We start from the raw sequence: 18,499 nt of genomic DNA, 5'->3' as shown, positions 1-18,499 counted from the left end.
GTCGCCGCCGAGGCCGGCGATGCGCCCGCCCTCGACGGCGAGGCGGTCGCCCTCGACGACGCCGCCGGGCAGGACCAGCCGGGCACCGGCCAGGGTGGTGCGGTTCGTGACGGTCATGGAGGGGTCCTGGATGCCGTTCGCGGGGAGGGGCAATGTCTCGGGCGGGGGAACGCCGACCGCCCGGCTCACGGGAACCGGTCCGGTGGGCCGGGCGGCGCGGATCACGGCTGGACGGCCAGCGCGAACACGTGGATCGCCGCGGCGCGGGGCAGCGTGACGGAACGGATCGTCTTGCCGGGCGTCAGCGGGACGGTGTTGGTGAAGACGCCGTACCCGGTGCCGAAGTTGCCCGGCCCGGTGGGCGTGTTGCGGTGGTCCGTGGTGAACGCGGTCTTCGCGCCGTAGGCGTCGGTCGGGGTGCAGCACCAGTTGGGGAAGCCCAACTGGCCGCTGCTGGTGGTGCCGTCGGTGTAGGCGACGGTGACCGTGCCGGAGGCGAAGCCCGCTTCGGCCCCGAGGAAGCCCAGCGCGCTGCCCTGGCCGCTGAAGGTGATCTCCTGGCCCGCGGCCGACACGTTGTCGTTGGTGCCGGCGGCCGCGGACGGCCAGGTGAAGCTGAGGCCGTTGGCGCTGATCGTGGCGCCCGCGGTGGCGCCGACCAGGGCCAGGGCCTGCGCCGAGTAGCTGTTCCCGGCGCCGTCGAAGTCGCCGGGAGCGGTGTCGCTCTCGGAGGTGGCGCCGACGTTGTCGAACGCCGCCTCCAGCGACGGGTAGGGCACGGTCCGCACGATCGTCTGCTCACCGCTGACGGTGTCGACCCCGGCCGGTCGGGCCCGGTAGCTCGCGGTGGCGGTGATCGCCGTGGCCGTGGTGCCGGGAGCGCCCTGGGGGCCGTGCACCGTCACCGTGGCCGACGCGGTCGCGCCCGGTGCGATGCGCGGGAGCGTGACGGTCGCCGGGGTGACGGTCCAGTCGGCGGGGGCGCTGATCCGCACGCTGGTGTCGTTCAGCGCGACGGCGCCGTTGTCGGCCAGGGTGATCCGGTACGTCCCGGGCTCCTGCGCCGTGCTGATGTCCTGCCAGGTGACGGCGGTGGCGGGGGCCAGGCCGCGGGTCGCACCGGGGTGGACCCGGTAGAGCACCGTGGCGTGCGGCGGCACGTTCGCGGAGATCACGCCGGCCGTCCCGACGGCCTTCTTGGTCACCAGGTCGTCGAGCCGGTAGCCGTCGGCGGCGGGCAGGCCCGCCCGGGCGGCGGTCGTGGTGATGGTCTGCGCGGTGTCGGAGGAGTTGAAGAGCGCGACCGCCCGGTCCCCTCCGGCCAGCGGCCTGCTCAGCACGTCGTAGCCGGTTCCGTGCTGGACGACCCGCCCCTGGACGCCCAGCCGGTCCTGGTCGACGGCGATGACGTCGCGATTGCCGAGCAGCTCCAACGCCGCCGGGGAGAGACGGGTGAGGTCGGTGCTGGAGATCAACGGCGCGGCCATCACGGCCCACAGCGAGATCTGGCTCTGCATCTCGTCCTGGCTGAGCCCGGAGTCGCCGGCGAGCAGGAAGTCGGGGTCGTTCCACCGGCCGGGGCGCTGCAGGTCGGCCAGTCCGACGTTGTAGCCGTAGTTGTACATGATCGACGCCCACTTCTCGGCGCCACTGGCCTGGCCGAGTGCGATGTCCGCGCCCTCCCGCCACAGGTTGCCGAGCGGCGCGGACCAGCGGATCACCGACTCCCAGTTCGTCGCGCCCTGGAAGTAGGCGGGCGCGGAGACCGAGAAGACCATCCTGCGGTGGGTGTCGAGCAGCGCCCGGCTCATCGCGGTGTAGGTGTCGCGGTAGCTCTGCTCCTCGGTCTCACCGGGCTTGACCGGGACGTTGCAGCCGTCGAGCTTGACGTAGTCGACGGCCCAGGACGCGAACAGGTCCGCGTCCTGCTGCCAGTGGTCGAGGGAGCCCGGGTAGCCGCCGCAGGTGGCGGTCCCGGCGTCCTCGTAGATGCCGAACTTCAGGCCGAGGTCGTGGACTTGGCGTCCGATGTAGGCCATGCCGTGCGGGAACAGCCGCGGGTCGGCGACCAGGTTGCCCTGGGCGTCGCGCTGCTTGGACATCCAGCAGTCGTCGATGGTGACGGTGTCGTACCCCTTCTTCGCCAGCCCGGTGGAGACGAGGGCCCGGGCGTTGTCGAGGATGGTCTTCTCGTCGATCCCGCACTGGTAGTACGACCAGTCGTTCCAGCCCATGGGCGGTGTGGGGGCGTAGTTCGGGTACTCGGCGACGGTGCCGGGCGGGGAGGGCTCCGCGGCGACCGCGGGCTGAGCCAGGAGCGTAGCGGTGGACACGGCGGCGAGCGCCGTACAGCAGGCGACGGTGGTACGGAGCCACCGGCGGAGGGCAGTTGACACGCTTCGACCTCACGGGATCTCGGGGTCAGGGCATGGATGGCTGCTGTTGGTCCCAGCCGGACCATTTGTACGGGGCTCTGCTCACTCATGACAAGATGACGGGCAGAATAAGCAATAACACGCACTCAATGGCAAAGTCCGAGCACGAGTGCACGTGGCCCCGGCCCGGCCGAGCCGCCACCGGACGCAGGAGCGCGACCGGCCGACCGGTCGGGTCGGGGCCCGTTGGGGTCCTGGGATACTGGATCATGTCGCGGCCGACGGCTCCCCGGTCGCCGACGCGAACGCCCCGGCGTCCCGCCCGGCCCTCGGCGGTGGCACCGGTACGTCCGGACCGCGGCAGGGTCGGCCTGCCGGAGGAAGCGGGAGCGGTCAGGCACCCGTTCGATCGAAAGGGCCTTCGTGGCTGATCAGAGTTTGCTCGCCCCGCAGCGCCAGGCGCTGATCCTGGAGGCCATCCGCAAGGCCGGCGCGGTGCGCGTCGCCGAGCTGGTCGAGCAGTTCGGCGTGTCGGACATGACGATCCGCCGCGACCTGGACGCGCTGGTCCGCCAGGGAGACGTGCGGAAGGTCCACGGCGGGGCCATCGCGGTGGGGACCGCCAGCACGGACGAACCCGGCTTCGACGTGAAGTCCGGGCTGGAGGAGAGCACCAAGGCCGCGCTGGCCGACGCCGCCGCGCGGCGGGTGGAACCGGGCAGCGTGGTGGCGCTGTCCGCCGGCACCACCACCTACGCGGTCGCCTCCCGGCTGCTGGAGGTGCCGGGGCTGACGGTCGTCACCAACTCCCTGCGGATCGCGGACCTGCTGTGGGCGGCGGAGAGCGACGGAGCGGAGACCGTTCCGTCGCTGCTGCTGACCGGTGGGGCGCCGACACGCTCCGCGGCCCTGGTGGGGGCCCTCGCGGACCAGACGATCCGCACCCTCCACGTGGACCTGCTCATCCTCGGCGTGCACGGCGTCAGCGAGCAGGCCGGGCTCACCACCCCCAACCTCGCCGAGGCGCAGACCAATCGGGCCCTGATCGCCTCGGCCCGCCGCACCGTCGTGGTCGCCGACCACACCAAGTGGGGCGTCGTCGGCCTGAGCAGCTTCGCGGCCCTGACGGAGGTCGACTGCTTCATCACCGACGACGCCCTCCCCGCGGCGGCCCGCAACGTGCTCGCCGAGGCGGTCGGCGAACTCGTCGTGGTACCGGCCGCCGGCTGACCGGGGGCTCCGGGCCCCGCCCGGTCAGGCCAGTCGACGCGCCCCCGCAGAGGGGACGGCGGTGAAGGCGACGGGTGCGGCGAAGCCCGCGGTGCCGAAGGCCGACCGCACCGCGTCCGCGACCGCTGCCACGTCCGCCGCGGCCACCAGCGCGATGACGGAGCCGCCGAAGCCGCCGCCGGTCATCCGGGCGCCCAGCGCCCCGGCGGCCACGGCGGCCTCGACCGCGAGGTCCGTCTCGGGGCAGGAGACCCGGAAGTCGTCGCGCAGCGAGGCGTGTCCGGCCGTCAGGACCGGCCCCAGCGCGGCGGTCCGCCCGCCGTCCAGGTGCTCGATCACCTCGGCCACCCGCCGGTTCTCGCTGACCACGTGCCGCACCAGCGGGGCGAGTTCCCCGGGCAGGCGCTCCAGGGCCGCGGTGAGGCCGGCGGCCGGCAGGTCGCGCAGCGCGGCCAGGCCAAGCAGGTCGGCGGCACGCTCGCAGTCGGCCCGCAGGGCGGCGTAGGCGCCGTCGCCGAGGTCGTGCTTGACCCGGGTGTCGATCACCAGCAGCCGGAGGCCGGCCGCCTCCAGGTCGAGCGGGACGTGGCGCCGCTCCAGCGTCCGGGTGTCGAGGAGCAGCGCGGCACCGTCCGTGCAGCAGGCGGAGGCCATCTGGTCCATCACCCCGCAGGGCACGCCGACGAAGGCGTTCTCGGCCCGCTGGGCGACCAGGGCGAGGTCCGGCGCGGACAGGCCGAGCCCGTACAGGTCGTTCAGGGCGGCGGCCGTGGCGCACTCCAGGGCGGCGGAGGAGGAGAGCCCGGCACCGGCCGGCACGTCGCTGTCGACGGAGAGGTCGGCGCCGCCGATCGCGTGTCCGGCCTCGGCGAGGGCCCAGAACACGCCGGCCGGGTAGGCGGCCCAGCTGGTGACGACCCCGGGGGCCAGGCCGTCGAGCGCGAGGTCGGTGACGGTGCCGTCGCCCCGGGTGCTGTGGAACCGCACCCGGCCGTCCGTGCGGCGGCGGGCGGTGACCCTGGTGGTGTGCGGGAGGGCGATGGGCAGGACGAAGCCGTCGTTGTAGTCGGTGTGCTCACCGATCAGGTTCACCCGGCCTGGCGCGGCCCACACGCCGCTCGGCCGGGCGCCGTGGACGGCCTCGAAGTCGGTGGCGGCCCGGTCGATCATCTGCTCGGCTCCCGTACGTCGTGCGCGTGCGTCGTGGCGGCTCCCGTCGGTGCCTCCATCGGCGGACGGGAGCCGATTTCGACATAATCAAACATCATCGGCCGCCGCAGTCAACACCTGCGGGTTTCGCATCGCGGCGCGGACCGGAAACGGTGCCCGATGCCCTGTCGGCAGGTCTACACCTGTTGACAAGCGATCGAATATGTTTGATTCTGTTGGAGATCGGCGCAGACTGGCCGAACTCCCCCGCAGAAGGAGCACGGCGGTGCACAAGACCGCGACCAAGTTGGCCGACGGCCGCGAACTCGTCTACTACGACCAGGAGTTCGGCGCGGCCCGGAACGCCGTGGACGAACGCCCGCTGGAACCCTCCGCGAGCCTCTCCGAGACCCGGCTCGACCCAGTGCTCGGCGAGTGGGTGACCGTCGCCGCCCACCGCCAGCAGCGGACCTACCACCCCCCGGCCGGCGAGTGCCCGCTCTGCCCCTCCCGGAACGGACGGCTGAGCGAGGTCCCGGCGGCCGACTACCAGGTCGTGGTCTTCGAGAACCGCTTCCCCTCGCTCGCCCCGGACTCCGCCGCCCACGTCACCGCCCACGAGGACGACCCCCTGCGCACCCTCCGGCCGGGCACCGGCCGCTGCGAGGTGGTCTGCTTCGCCCCCGACCACGACGCCTCCTTCGCCGACCTGGACGAGGCCGGGGCCCGCCTGGTGCTGGACGCCTGGACCGACCGCACGGCCGAACTCTCCGCCCGGCCCGAGGTCCGGCAGGTGTACTGCTTCGAGAACCGCGGCGAGGAGATCGGCGTCACCCTGGCCCACCCGCACGGGCAGATCTACGCCTTCCCCTTCGTCCCCTCCCGCACCGCCCGGATGATCGGCCGCGCCGAGGCGTACCGGGCGAGCACCGGGCGGAACCTCTTCGAGGACCTCGTCGCCGCCGAACGGGCCGCCCCCGAGCGGCTGGTGCTCCGGGGCGGGCACTGGACGGCCTTCGTGCCCTTCGCCGCCCGCTGGCCGTACGAGGTCCACCTCTACCCCAACCGCCGGGTGCGCGACCTCACCGCGCTGAACGAGGCCGAGCGCGCCGAGTTCCCCGGCCTCTACCTCGACCTGCTGCGCCGCTTCGACCGGCTGTTCCCCACTGCCGCCGGCTCCGCGCCGAACCGGACCCCGTACATCTCCGCCTGGCACCAGGCGCCGAAGGACGGCGGCGACGAACTCGCCCTGCACCTGGAGCTGTTCACCGTCCGGCGCGCTCCCGGCAGGCTCAAGTACCTGGCGGGCGTGGAATCCGGACTCGACGCCTTCGTCACCGATGTGAGTCCGGAGGCCGCCGCCGAGCGGCTGCGCGAGGCCGCGGCCGACTGACCCGGCCCACAGGAGGGCCCCGGCACGGCCGTCGATCGAGCCGTGCCGGGGTCGGGGTCAGGAGGTCGACCACCGCCGCGGCGGCGATCCGGTGTCCGGCTCCCGCGTCACCGCGGCGCCTGCGGAACGAAGGCGAGGGTCTGCTCGGCCGCCGTGCGGCCGCCGCCGACCGTGGAGCCGGTGGTGTCGCTCCAGGAGCGGGCGGGCACGGTCTCGGCGAGTCGGCCCGAGGTGCCGGACATGCCGATCACCAGGCCGCTGTAACGGTTCACCAGCTGGAACCGGCCCTTCCCGGCCTTGCTGGGGAGCACGAACCACTGCTGCCCGACGGTGGCGTTCCCGCCGACGGCGCCGGTGGCGGTCAGCGCCGCGCCCCAGGCCCGGCCCGCCGTCGAGGTGGCGTCGACGCCCAGCAGCCGACCGGTGGCGGCGTTGACGATCCGGTAGGAGCCGTCGCCCTCGGCCAGGAACCGCCAGGACTCGCGGGCGGAGCCGGCCGCCCTGGCCGTGGAGGTGACGGCGGAGCCGCCGGCGCTCTGGGCGAGGACCCGGCCGTTGCCGCTCTGGATCCGGTAGGTCCTGGCCAGGTCGACCGGCGGGGCGGCCGGCGCGGACGAGCCGACGGTGAGCTCGACGTACTGGCCGTCCGAGCCGGCGCAGGCGAAGGAGCAGTACGACCGGAAGGTCCTGCCGACAATCGTGGTGCCGGTCAGGCTGGCGCTGTCCAGGAACCAGCGGTACCAGGAGGCGGTGTGGTAACCGCCGGTGTCGCCGAGCAGCGTCCACTTCTGGGTGGCCAGGTCCTTGGTGGCGTAGATCTGCTGCGGGGCGTTGCCGCTCTGGTCGACGGCCTGCGGAGTGCCGATGTAGAGGCCCAGGTAGGCGTCGTAGGCGATGTTCATGACGAACAGCGGCGTGCTCGGGGCGAGCGTGCCGACCGCGATCTGCCGGCTCACGGTGCCGGGGTTGGCCGGGTCGTACTCCTTGGCCGGCGGGAGGTACCCGGTGGGGTTGGCGCCGTCGGCGGGCACCATGTCGCTCTCCAGGCCGCCGGCCCCGGGCTGCGACCACGCGCCGTCGTACCACTTCTGCCAGCTGCCCGGCGCCATCTTGGCGGACATCGGGGCCCGCGCGACGTGCTGCTGGAACGCGCCCCAGCTGCCGCCCTTGTCGACGATCCGGGAGCCGTAGAAGACGTAGAAGTATCCGGAGGCGGTGTCCACGAACAGTCGCTGGTCGCCGTCGCCGTAGGAGAAGGTCTGCTGCGGGAAGGCCGCGGTGTCACCTCGCGTGGTGCTGCGGGGCGAGGTGATCACGTGGTCCCTGATCGTCCAGGTCCGGCCCTGGTCGGTGGAGACGGCGTAGTCGATCGCGTCGTAGTGCAGGCCGTCGCCGAAGGGCTGGGGGGTGAACTCGTTGTGCACCAGCCCGTACCAGTCCCCGCTGTCCGGGTCGACCCAGACCCCGGCCAGGTCGCAGTAGTTCCGCTGGGCGTAGTGCGAACCCTGCGGCGCGTAGCTGGACTCCCGTCCGGTGGGGCTGTTGTTGCAGCGTGCGGTGGTGTCGTCGTTGCGGTCCGACGGGTCGGCGGGGTTGACGGCGTCGCTGATCGCGGCGGACCTGGTGGCGCTGTCGAAGTCCCGGCCGGTGAAGAAGTCCCACTGCCGGGAGTCGTTCGCGCCGTACAGCGAGTGCGACTGCTGGAAGTAGAACGTGCCGTCCTTGTCGGTGTAGGGACTGGCCTGGGTGTCGTCGGGGTAGGCGTACGAGCCGGTCCTGCCGACCGAGACCGTGTACGTGGCGGGGGCCGGCCTGCCGGCGGCGGGTGAGTCGGCGGACGGCCTGTCGGCGGACGCCGGTCCGGCGGCCAGGGTGCCGGCGCCGAGCGCCGCCAGGGCGGTGGCGGCGAGGACGCGGGCCCATCGGGTGGGTAGAGGTGGCACTGGTACTCCTCTTCCGTGGCGGGGCGCACGGTTGCGCCCCTGCTGTGGGGGTGCGGAACGGGAGAGTGGTCCGGGGCGGCGGGCGGTCAGCCGTCCGCCATGCGGAAGTCGTACCGCGGGGGCACGGGTGTGCCGGGGTGGACGGCGAGCCAGAGGGTGTCCAGGGAGAGCTCGCCCTCGCGCATGGTGTCGACCTGGATGCCCTCGGCCAGCAGTCGCCGGACCCGGTCGTCGTCGCCGAGGGCGTGCGCCGCCTCCGCCTCGGCCAGCCTGATCCGCCCGTGCGCCCGGTCGGCCGGGGAGAGCGCCTCGATCAGCGCGAGTGCCTCGGCTGGGCGCTCGGCGCGCCGCAGCGACTCCAGCGTCTCGATCGTCAACTCCCGTAGTTCCGGGCGGAGTCGGTGGGACGAGAGCAGGAGGTCGGCGGCCTCCCGCGGTTGCGGGGCGAGGAGGGCGAGCGCGCGCAGTGCCCACGGCGAGGCCTGCACGGCGACGGAGCGTTCGAACGCCTCGTGGGCGGACTCCCGTTCCCCGTCGGCCAGGCGCAGCAGCCCGAGCTGGTACAGCGCGTGCCAGTCCGTGGCGTTCGCCTCCAGCAGCCGCCGCCAGTGCGCGCCGGTGACCGGCTCGGCCGGCGGGTCGCAGACCGGGAGCGTGCCGGTCCTCAGGAGCCGTCGCCAGGGCTCCTGGGCGGCCGCCGGCTCGCCGAAGGGCAGGGCGGGCGAGGCGGGCAGAGCGCCGGCCTCGATCTCCAGCGCGGCCCAGCCGTCTCCCTCGGACAGCACCTCCTCGGGCGCGCCGAACTCCCCGGCCCGGGCGTCGGCCCGCTCCAGGTCCAGCCGCGGGAGCAGCCGGTCCAGCGCCTGGCCGGCGGCCTTCCGGGCGGCGTCCCAACTCCCGTGCACGGCCGTGGGATCGGCCTGCAGCAGCCCGTACGCCTCGGTCCACGACCAGGTGGCGCCGGCGGGCATCGCCAGGTGCTCCAGCTGGGTGCGGGCCAGGCCCGCCTGGATCTCCAGGTAGGCGGAGTCCGGGCCGGAGAGCCACTCCTGCCAGTGCCTGCCGCCGGTGCCGGTGCCCCAGCAGAACAGCTTGCGTCCGCGCAGCCGGGCGGTGGAGGTCTGGACGAGCCCGGCGCCGGTGCCGTCCAGCGCGGCGATCCAGGGGCGTTCGCCGCCGGGGAGGTCGAGGAAGTAGTCCGCGGCGCGCGCCGCCCGGCCGGGGTAGCTGCGGTCGGCGCCGTCGGCCTCCGGGAAGGCCACCCGGCGCAGATCGCTGACGTAGTCGCAGTGGAAGGCGTGGTCGGCCGGGCCGAGGACGCGCACGTCCCGGTCCTGGGGCACCGCGATGTTGGACCACCAGTAGACCGGCGTCTCGGTCGGTGCGGGGTTGTGCACGGCGACATGGACGTAGAGCACCGGGGAGCCGGCGGGCAGCCAGCTGTCCATCCGCAGCACCAGGCGCCGCAGCCGCTCGAAGGCGTACATCCGCAGGACCGGGGTGCCGTCGGGCGCGCGCACCCGGACGGCGTGCAGCGGCTCGCAGGTCAGCGGCCAGTGCCCGGTGGCGCCGAGGTTCCACTCCACCCCGCCGGCCAGCCAGGCGTCGCGCAGGGCGAGGTTGGCGGGCTGCAGGATCCGGTTGCGGTGCAGCAGTTCCCGTCCGGTGGGGCGGTGGACCAGGGACCACAGCCGCCCGCCGAGGGAGGGCAGGAAGGTCGCGGTGAGGGTCTCGTTCTCCAGTACCACGCACGGGAGTTCACGCTCGGTACGGACGCGGTCGTACCCGCTCTGCCGGGTGTACGGCAGCAGGGTGTCGGGCACCCCGTAGGCCAGGTTGCGGCGCATCTCGTCGTCGACCCCGGCGCCGGCGCCGGTCTGCCGGGGCAGGCCGTGCAGGATCGGCAGGGTGCCGCCGACCGGATCGGGGGTCCCGTCGATGCGGAGCGGGTCGGTGCGCAGGGTCGAGGTCACTTGCCGATCCCAACTGTCATGCCCTGGATGATCCGCGAGCCCATCCAGGAGAAGAGCGCGATCATCGGGGCGAGGATGATGCAGACCCCGGCGAACATCGTGCCGAAGTCCAGGCCGTTGAACTGCTGTGCCGCGACGAACGAGGAGAGCGCCACCGGGAGGGTGGTCGTTCCCTGGCTGTTCGTCAGGACGAGGGCGAACAGGGTCTCGTTCCAGGCGGTGATGAACTGCAGGAGGAAGGCGGTGACCAGTCCGCCCCGGGCGACCGGCAGCACCACCTGGACGAAGGTGCGCAGCGGGCCGGCGCCGTCCAGGACGGCGGCCTCCTCCAGCACGCCGGGGACGCCGCGGAAGAAGCCGGTCAGCAGGAAGACGGTGAACGGCATCGCCAGGCCGACGTAGACCAGCCCGAGGCCGAGGTCGCTGTCGGTCAGGCCCACCCGGGACAGGCCGATGAACAGCGGCACCACCAGGACCTGGCCGGGCACGCCGAGGCCCATGGCGAAGCTCATCGTCAGTGCCGAGGAGGTCCGCGAGCGGCGCCGGGCGAGGGCGTAGGCGCAGGGGGCGGCGAGGGCGACGGCGACCACGGAGGAGAGGCCGGCGGTGAGCACGCTGTTGAGGGCCGCCCGCGCGAAGCCGCCCTCGTCGAGCGCGGTGGTGTAGTTGCCGGTGTCCGGGCTGGTCGGCAGGCCGAAGCCGTGCCGCAGGATGTCGGGGCCGCTGCGCAGCGAGGTCAGCAGGATCCACAGGAGCAGCAGCAGGTCGGCGGCGACGACGATCCAGACGGCGGCCGTGCCGATCCTGCTCGCGGGTCCGGTGGGTCGGTTACTGCGTCGCACGGGAGGGACCTTTCCGGTTGGGTGCGGGGGGCCGGGACGCGACGGGTCAGTACTCGACCGGTTCGCGGCGCAGCAGGCGGCGCAGCACGACGGTGATCAGGGTGACCATGGCCAGGCTGACGATCGCGGCGGCGGTGGCCGTGCCCAGCCGGGGGACGGTGCCCTGCGGGAAGGCCTCGGCGTACACGTACACGGCGGTGTTCCAACTGCTCACCGGCGGATAGGCGTTGGTGCTGCCGCCGTAGAGCAGGATCAGCTCGAAGATCTTCACCGAGCTGACGGTCCACAGCACCGCGCAGACCGCGATGACGTCCCAGGCGCACGGCAGGGTGATGTGCCGGAAGCGCTGGAAGGGGCCGGCACCGTCGAGTTCGGCCGCCTCGTAGAGGTAGTCGGGGATCTGGTCGACCGCCGCCATGATGATGGAGGTGTAGTAGCCGGTCGCCGTCCAGACCAGGGTGCCCAGGACCATCGGGAGCAGGTTGTCCGTCGACAGCCACTTGGGCGGTGTGGTCACCCCGAAGACCTTCAGCGCCTGGTTGACCGGGCCGGTGGGCGAGAACAGGAACCCGGCGGCGATGCCGAAGACCATGCCGTTGACCAGCGAGGGGAAGAACAGCACCGACCGGGCGAAGAGCCTGGCCCGCATCTCTCGCAGCACCAGGGTCAGCGCGAAGCTGAGCACGAAGGTGATCGTGCCTCCGACGACCATCAGTTCGAGCGTGTTGAACAGCGAGGTGCGGAACCTCGGGTCCTGGAACAGCAGGAGGTAGTTCCGCGGGCCGCGCCACTCCATCTCGCCCATGCCGTCCCACGCGTACAGGCTGGTCCACAGGGCGTAGCCGACCGGGGCGACGAACAGCACCGCGTACACGATCAGCGCGGGGGCGGTGAAGGGCCAGAACACCCGGCGGCGCTGGCGCTCCAGCGGGCCGACGCCGGAGCGGACGGCGCGCTCGGACCGGCCCGGGGCGGCGTCCGTCCGGGGCGGCTCCTCGATCGTCGTCGCCACCGTCAGCCCTGGGTCTGCCAGTAGGTGACCTGGTCGGCCTTGCACTTGGCGACGAACCGGTCGGCCGTGGTCCTGCCGTGCCAGAAGTCCAGGTAGTTCTCGTTCAGGACCTTGGGCAGCCAGCTGCCGGCCACCCCGTCGAAGGCGAGGCGCACGGTCGGGGCCTCCAGGGCCTTCTGGACGTCGGCCAGTTCGGCGGGGGCCGGGATGTCGCCGCGCGGGGTGAGGTTGCCCGCGGTGGTGGAGATCCCGGACAGGTGCTTCTTCTGCAGGAAGAAGGCGATGAACTTCTGTGCGGCGGCGGCGTTCCTGGCCCGCTTGGGGATCGCGAAGCCGAACAGGCCGGCGTCCGGGGTCTTCGCGCCGGGCGGCAGCATCGACGCCGTCCTCCAGCCGGCCGGGACCTGCTTGGCCACCTCGGCGGTGACGTAGTTGCCGTCCATGTAGAAGGCGGCCTTGCCGCCCGCCCAGTTGGTCTCCTGCGCGGGGTACTTGGTGGCGTCGTAGCCCTCGATCAGGTGGCCGCCCCTCACCAGCTGCTCCACCTGCCGCGCCGCGCCGAGGACCGCCGGGTCGTCCCAGGTCGCGCCGGTCCGGTCGGCGGCGAGCTGGGCGACGTTCACCCCCGCTCCGTCGAGCAGGTAGTCGAAGTACAGCGCGTTGCTCCAGGGATCCTCCCCCTCGGAGGCGACGCACGCCTTCCCGGCCGCCTTCAGCGCGTCACAGGCCTTGAGCAGTCCGGCCCAGTCGGTGGGCGGACTCGGCATGGCGGTGGTGATCGCCGGGTCGGCCGCGTTGTAGAACATGGCGTTGGTGACGACCTCGTACGGGATCACGTAGTGGTTGGAGCCGGAGGGGTCCTTCGGCAGCATGTCGAAGTACTTGGCCGGGAGGACCTGGGAGACCGGGACGTCCTCCTCGGGCACCCGCAGCTGCAGCACCGGCGAGAGGTCCAGTGCCTGGCCTGCCGCGGCGGTGGTGCCGTAGACCTTGTCGTCGGACTCGTCCCACAGGTCCGGGGCCCGGTTGGCGGCGATCGCCGGGCCGATCTTCTTGGCGATGTCCCGGCCCGCCCAGGTGACGTCCACCTTGGCGCCGGTGGTGGCGGTGAAGTCGTCGATCGCGGCCTTCAGCACCTTGGCCTGCGGCTCGTCGGCGCGCCACATCGACCAGTAGGTGAAGCTGCCGGCGGCCTTCGCGCCGCCCTCCGAGCCGCTGCCGCAGGCGCTCGCTCCGAGCGCGAGGGCGACGGCGGTGGCCGCCCCGACGACGCGGGCGGCGGGCATGGTCGTTCTCCCCATGGGTGGTTCCTCTCGGAGGCGCGAGATGCCGCGCGGACGTGTCGTCAGCCGGGGCCCGAGGACGGGGAGCGGCTGGATGGCTGGGACGATACGGTCGGGTTGACCGGTAAATCAAGAGTCCTTGCAAAAACCTGCTCAGGACCGCGGTGTCTCGACACCGTTCACGCAAGGAACTCTCAAGTGACGAGCCAGGGCGGGGGTTTGATCAATCTTGACGCCCCCTCACCGGTGCCCTACCTTTCACCGAAAGCAAGTTGACCGGTAAAGTCGAAGGATCCAGTCATGGTGACGATGCAGGACGTGGCCGAGCGTGCCGGGGTCACGAAGCAGACCGTCTCCAACGTCATCCGGGGGCGGGGGGCCGTGAGCCCGGCGACCGCGGCCCGGGTGCGCGCCGCGATCGGGGAACTGGGGTACACCCCCAACCTGGTCGCACGCTCCCTGGCCACCGGCGCCACCAGGACGGTGGGACTGTTCGTCCCCACCGTGACGGGCTCCTTCTACCCCGACATCGTCGAGGAGGTCGAGGACGTCCTCGACGCGAACGGCTACCACCTGCTGCTCTGCACCACCCGGCTCGACGGCGAGCGCGCCAAACGGCACCTGGCGGGCCTGACCAGCCGCTCGGTGGACGCCCTGCTGATCGCCGGCGACCGGGACCTGATCGACCACCTGCCGCTGCTGGCCGAGGCCTCCTTCCCGGTCGCCCTGTGCGCCTGGGAGACCGACGCCCCCGACCGCTTCCCGGTGGTCACCATCGACTACGAGCGGGCCGGCTACCTGGCCGGGCGCCACCTGCGCGAACTCGGGCACGAACGCGTCGCGGTGCTCGCCAGCCCCGACCACGGCCCGCGGGTCGCGGGCTTCCGGCGCGCCTTCGCCGCCGACGGACTGACCGTCCCCGACGCCGCCGTCCACACGGCGTCCGAACCCACCCCCGCGGGCGGCTTCGCCGCGGCGACGGCGGCACTCACCGCCGACCCGACGATCACCGCGCTCTTCGCCACCCACGACGTCCTCGCCCTGGGGGCACTGGAGGCCGCCCGGGCCGAGGGCCGCTCCGTGCCCCGCGACCTGTCGATCGTCGGGCACGACGACAACCCGGAGGTCGGCGTGGCCCGACCGGCGCTCACCAGCGTGGCCATCCCCAAACGGGAGATGGCCCGGGAGGCGGTCGAGCTGCTGCTGCGCGCCCTCACCCGGTCCGGCAGCCCGGCCAACTCGATCCAGCTGCTGCGGCCCGAACTCGTCGTCCGGGACAGCACCGGCCCGGCCGACGGCCGCTGAACGGACCCGGCCCGGCCCCTCGGCACCGCGCGGGGCGGCACGGGCTCCCCACGCCCCGGCCCCCCGGCAACGCCCCCGACTACTGCATCGCGCCCGCGCCCGACGGTGCCATGCGGTTCCGCGCAGTTCCACGCAAAGATCGTCCCTCGCGCGCGCGGCACTAGACTTCCGCCATGCTCAAAGCCGACCGCACCTCCCGGATCCTCACGCACCTCACCGAGACGGGCAGCGCCGATGTGCACGAGCTGGCCGGGCTCCTGCGGGTGTCGGCGGCCACCGTCCGACGGGACCTCCAGGAACTCCACGACCAGGGCCTGCTGCACCGCACCCGCGGCGGGGCGGTCACCGGCGCCGTCAACCTCGAACTGCCGCTGCGCCACAAGCACGGCACGCGGCAGGCGGAGAAGCGTCGCATCGCCCTGGCGGCCGAGCAGCTGGTGCCCGACGGCGCGGTGGTCGGCCTGACCGGCGGCACGACGACCAGCGAGCTGGCCCGCGTCCTGGCCGAACGCGGCGGGATCACCATCGTGACCAATGCCGTCAACATCGCGGCCGACCTGATCGTCCGGCCGGACATCCGCCTGGTGGTGGTCGGCGGCATCGCCCGGACCACCAGCTACGAACTGGTGGGGCCGGCCGCCGACCGGATGCTCGCGCAGTACCACCTCGACATCGCGTTCATCGGCGTGGACGGCCTGACCCCCCAGGAGGGCTGCACCACGCACGACGAGATGGAGGCCCAGACCGACCGGGCGTTCCTGCGCAGCAGCGCGCGGTCGGTCGTCCTGGCCGACAGCAGCAAGATCGGCCGGGTCACCTTCGCCCGGATCTGCCCGCTCTCCGACGTCCACGACCTGGTCACCGACGGCGAGGTCACGGCGGCGCAGGAGGAGGCGATCGCCGCCGACGGCGTACGGATCCTGCGCGCCTGACGCCGAGGCGCCGTCCTCACGGGCCCGGGTCCCGAAGACCCGGCTCCCACCCCACACTGACGCCCGGCCGGTCCCACCGGCCGGGCGTTTCTGTCACCGCAACGGTTGACATGAACTCACTAAACCAGGAAGCTCTTTCGCATCTGCGCGGAATCAACTCCAATCAAGCATTTCCAATCAGTCGATCAAGCGCATACGAAGGCGGCAACCGCGGTGGACGACCGTGTGCCGGCGCTCCCCGCGGTGTGCGCCACCGGCGCCTCCCCGCTCGCCCGGGCACGTCCGGCACGCCCTGACCACCGGCCCCCCGACCACCCGCCCCTCGAACGCCGAACGGAGACACCACCGTGCGTCCACTCCGGCCCCACCTCCGCAGGGCCGCCCTCCTGGCGGCCCTGGCCGTCCTCCCCGCCCTCGCCGGGCCCGCCCTCCCCGCCCGCGCCGCGGCCCCCGCCTCCGCCGTCCTCGACCAGGGCCACCGGAGCGTCACCTGGCAGAGCCCGCAGTACGCCAAGGGCACCCTCGGCACCCCCGCCAGCTGCCCTCCGGCCACGCAGGACCCGGGCGGCACGGTCTGCGACCACTTCGACCTGACCGTGAACGTGCCGGCCGGGTACTGGGACGACAACCCGGAGGGCGGCGTCCCGGTGTCCGTCCGCTGGCAGAACCCCACCGACGACTTCGACCTCTACGTCTACGACGCCGGCGGCAAGCAGGTGGCCACCAGCGCCGGCACCGCCGACCCGGAGGCCACGGTGATCCCCAAGGCCTCGGGCACCTACCACGTCCTGGTGGTCCCCTACGACGTCCACGGCGGCTCCTACACCGGTACGGCCTACCTGCCACAGACCGCCGACGCCGGCGACCTGACCGGCTTCGGCGGCTCCCAGGGCAGCTACGACATCTCCGCGGGCACCCTGAAGGCCCGGGTCGACTTCCTCGCCGACGACCAGCTGCGCCTGCGCGCCGCCCCGGACGGCGTCCTCACCGATCCGGCGGGCAGCACGATCGTCCGCAAGCAGCCCGAGCCGCAGCGCGACACCAGCACCTTCGACGCCGGCGCGTACTACGGCATCCGCTCCAAGGGCCTGGTCCTGCGGGTCTACAAGCACCCGCTGCGGTTCGGCCTGTACAAGGCCGACGACCGCACCGCCCTCTGGCAGGAGAGCGCCCCGCTGCGCTGGAGCACCGGCGGACTGCGGCAGAGCCTGGAGCGCGGCGCGGACGAGCAGTTCTTCGGCGGCGGTGAGCAGAACGGCTCCTTCTCCCACCGCGACCGGACCGTCCACGTCGCCAACGGCACCGACTGGAACGAGGGCGGCTGGAACAACTCCCAGCCGTTCTACGTCTCCACCGCCGGCTACGGCGTCTTCCGCAACACCTTCACGCCCGGGATCTACGACTTCGGCTCGCCCGTCCGCACCGGGCAGCAGGAACGCCGCCTGGACGCCTACTACTTCACCGGTGACGTCAAGGCGGTGATCGGCCGGTACACCGACCTGGTCGGCAAGCCCTTCATGCCGCCGGTCTACGGGCTGGAGCCCGGCGACGCCGACTGCTACCTCCACAACGCCAACCGCGGCGAGCGCCACACCCCGGACGCGCTGAAGGTCGCCGACGGCTACGTGGACCACCAGATGCCGCTGGGCTGGATGCTGGTCAACGACGGCTACGGCTGTGGCTACGAGAACCTCGCGCAGACCGGCACGGGCCTGCGCAGGGACCACGCCCAGCTCGGTCTGTGGACCCAGAACGGCCTGCCCGACCAGGCCGAGGAGGTCAAGGCCGGCGTACGGGTGCGCAAGCTCGACGTGGCCTGGGTCGGCAACGGCTACGACTTCGCGCTGAACGCCTGCGACCAGGCCAAGGCCGGCATCGAGGACGGCAGCGACGCCCGCGGCTTCGTCTGGCTGCCGGTCTCCTGGGCCGGCGCGCAGCGCTGCGGCGTGCTGTGGAGCGGTGACCAGAGCCTGTCCTGGGACTACATCCGCTGGCAGATCCCGACCTACGCCGGCGCCACCATGTCCGGCATCGCCTACAACACCGGCGACGTCGGCTCGATCTACCGCCGGGACCCCGCGATGTACACCCGCGACCTGCAGTGGAAGGCCTTCCTCCCGGCGATCATGACCATGGACGGCTGGGCCCGGGACATGACGGGCACGCAGCAGCGGGACCAGCAGCCCTGGCTGGACGGCGAGCCGTACACCTCGATCAACCGCAAGTACCTGCAACTCAAGGAACGGCTGCTGCCGTACATGTACACCCTCTCCGCGGAGGCCGCCCGCACCGGCGTCGGCGCGGTCCGCCCGCTCGCCCTGGAGTACCCGCACGACCCGAACGCCCTCGGCCCGAACGCGACGTACGAGTTCCTGGCCGGGCCCGACTTCCTGGTCGCGCCGGTCTACTCGGACACCGCCGTGCGCGACGGCATCTACCTGCCCGAGGGCACCTGGACCGACTACTGGACCGGCCGCACCTACCAGGGCCCGACCACGGTCAACGGCTACTCCGCCCCGCTCGACACCCTGCCGCTGTTCGTCCGCGGCGGCGCGATCGTCCCGATGTGGCCCAAGGGCACGCTGTCCTGGGAGAACCGCGACCGCTCCGAACTCGACTACGACCTCTACCCGAAGGCCTCGGGCGACTCCTCCTACACCCTGTACGAGGACGACGGCGTCACCCGGCAGTACGCCGCCGGCTCCTCGGCCACCCAGCAGGTCGACGTGCACACCGGTCGCGCCGTCACCAACATCCGCATCGGCGCCAGTGACGGCGACTACGCCGGCAAGCCGGCCGAGCGCTCGTACCGCCTCACCGTGCACGGCCGCCCCGCACCGCGCCTGGTGGCCACCGACGCGGGCCCGCTGCCCCGGCGGGACTCGGCGGCCGCGCTCGACGCGGCCGGCTCGGGCTGGTACCACGACGCCGCCACCGGGGTGACGACGGTCCGGACGCCGTCCGTCCCCACCGGCGACGGCTTCTCCCTCAACCTGGTCCACGGCGGCAACTGACCGCACCACCGCGAGGGGCTTCCGCCCCGGTACGGCGAGGGCCCCGCC

General features: G+C 72.9%; 12 protein-coding genes. 5 read left to right on the top strand and 7 right to left on the bottom strand.

Annotation, left to right across the window (positions count from 1 at the left end):
- Positions 1 to 221: 221 nt before the first annotated feature.
- A complete protein-coding gene (locus ACWDCZ_RS33295) occupies positions 222 to 2,396 on the bottom strand; it encodes an NEW3 domain-containing protein (RefSeq protein WP_449817789.1) in 2,175 nt (724 codons plus the stop codon).
- Between the two features lie 402 nt (positions 2,397 to 2,798).
- Here ACWDCZ_RS33295 and ACWDCZ_RS33290 point away from each other — a divergent pair, with 402 nt between their 5' ends.
- A complete protein-coding gene (locus ACWDCZ_RS33290) occupies positions 2,799 to 3,605 on the top strand; it encodes a DeoR/GlpR family DNA-binding transcription regulator (RefSeq protein ID WP_449817788.1) in 807 nt (268 codons plus the stop codon).
- A 24-nt stretch (positions 3,606 to 3,629) separates the two neighbouring features.
- Here ACWDCZ_RS33290 and galK read toward each other — a convergent pair whose 3' ends face one another.
- Positions 3,630 to 4,775, bottom strand: a complete 1,146-nt coding sequence (galK, locus tag ACWDCZ_RS33285; protein WP_449817787.1) for a galactokinase — start codon at positions 4,773 to 4,775, stop codon at positions 3,630 to 3,632.
- Positions 4,776 to 5,040: 265 nt separating this feature from the next.
- Between galK and galT the strand changes: the two genes are divergently transcribed.
- The gene (gene galT / locus ACWDCZ_RS33280; RefSeq protein WP_449817786.1) at positions 5,041 to 6,147 is read left to right on the top strand and encodes a galactose-1-phosphate uridylyltransferase; all 1,107 of its coding nucleotides are present in this window, start codon (positions 5,041 to 5,043) and stop codon (positions 6,145 to 6,147) included.
- 107 nt (positions 6,148 to 6,254) lie between these two features.
- Here galT and ACWDCZ_RS33275 read toward each other — a convergent pair whose 3' ends face one another.
- The 5 genes from ACWDCZ_RS33275 to ACWDCZ_RS33255 all read right to left on the bottom strand — a co-directional run bounded on the left by ACWDCZ_RS33275 (position 6,255) and on the right by ACWDCZ_RS33255 (position 13,218).
- On the bottom strand, positions 6,255 to 8,090 hold the full coding sequence (locus ACWDCZ_RS33275; RefSeq protein WP_449817785.1) for an RICIN domain-containing protein: 1,836 nt from the start codon (positions 8,088 to 8,090) through the stop codon (positions 6,255 to 6,257).
- Between the two features lie 86 nt (positions 8,091 to 8,176).
- Positions 8,177 to 10,063 (bottom strand): DUF5107 domain-containing protein, encoded by a 1,887-nt coding sequence (locus tag ACWDCZ_RS33270; protein ID WP_449817784.1) that lies wholly within the window; start codon positions 10,061 to 10,063, stop codon positions 8,177 to 8,179.
- Positions 10,060 to 10,905 (bottom strand): carbohydrate ABC transporter permease, encoded by an 846-nt coding sequence (locus ACWDCZ_RS33265; RefSeq protein WP_449817783.1) that lies wholly within the window; start codon positions 10,903 to 10,905, stop codon positions 10,060 to 10,062. Before ACWDCZ_RS33265 ends, ACWDCZ_RS33270 begins: the two co-directional genes overlap by 4 nt.
- 46 nt (positions 10,906 to 10,951) lie before the next feature.
- Positions 10,952 to 11,917, bottom strand: coding sequence for a carbohydrate ABC transporter permease (locus ACWDCZ_RS33260; RefSeq protein WP_387973095.1), 966 nt, complete (start codon positions 11,915 to 11,917; stop codon positions 10,952 to 10,954).
- A gap of 2 nt (positions 11,918 to 11,919) precedes the next feature.
- Complete coding sequence (locus ACWDCZ_RS33255; protein ID WP_449817782.1) at positions 11,920 to 13,218, bottom strand: ABC transporter substrate-binding protein; 1,299 nt, start codon at positions 13,216 to 13,218, stop codon at positions 11,920 to 11,922.
- Positions 13,219 to 13,500: 282 nt separating this feature from the next.
- On the opposite strand from ACWDCZ_RS33255, the gene ACWDCZ_RS33250 reads away from it, so the two are divergent.
- From ACWDCZ_RS33250 to ACWDCZ_RS33240, 3 genes are all read left to right on the top strand, one after another.
- Entirely contained in the window at positions 13,501 to 14,505 is a 1,005-nt protein-coding gene (locus ACWDCZ_RS33250; protein WP_117486251.1) for a LacI family DNA-binding transcriptional regulator, read from the top strand.
- Between the two features lie 173 nt (positions 14,506 to 14,678).
- Positions 14,679 to 15,437, top strand: coding sequence for a DeoR/GlpR family DNA-binding transcription regulator (locus tag ACWDCZ_RS33245; RefSeq protein WP_049649312.1), 759 nt, complete (start codon positions 14,679 to 14,681; stop codon positions 15,435 to 15,437).
- Between the two features lie 347 nt (positions 15,438 to 15,784).
- Positions 15,785 to 18,451 carry a glycoside hydrolase family 31 protein gene (locus tag ACWDCZ_RS33240; protein WP_449817781.1) on the top strand — a complete coding sequence of 889 codons (2,667 nt, stop codon included), beginning with the start codon at positions 15,785 to 15,787 and terminating at the stop codon, positions 18,449 to 18,451.
- Positions 18,452 to 18,499: the final 48 nt, after the last annotated feature.

Source organism: Kitasatospora sp. NPDC001225, assembly GCF_053597855.1.
The sequence above is the reverse complement of the archived record's forward strand: the minus strand, read 5'-3'. Positions and strand labels throughout refer to the sequence as shown.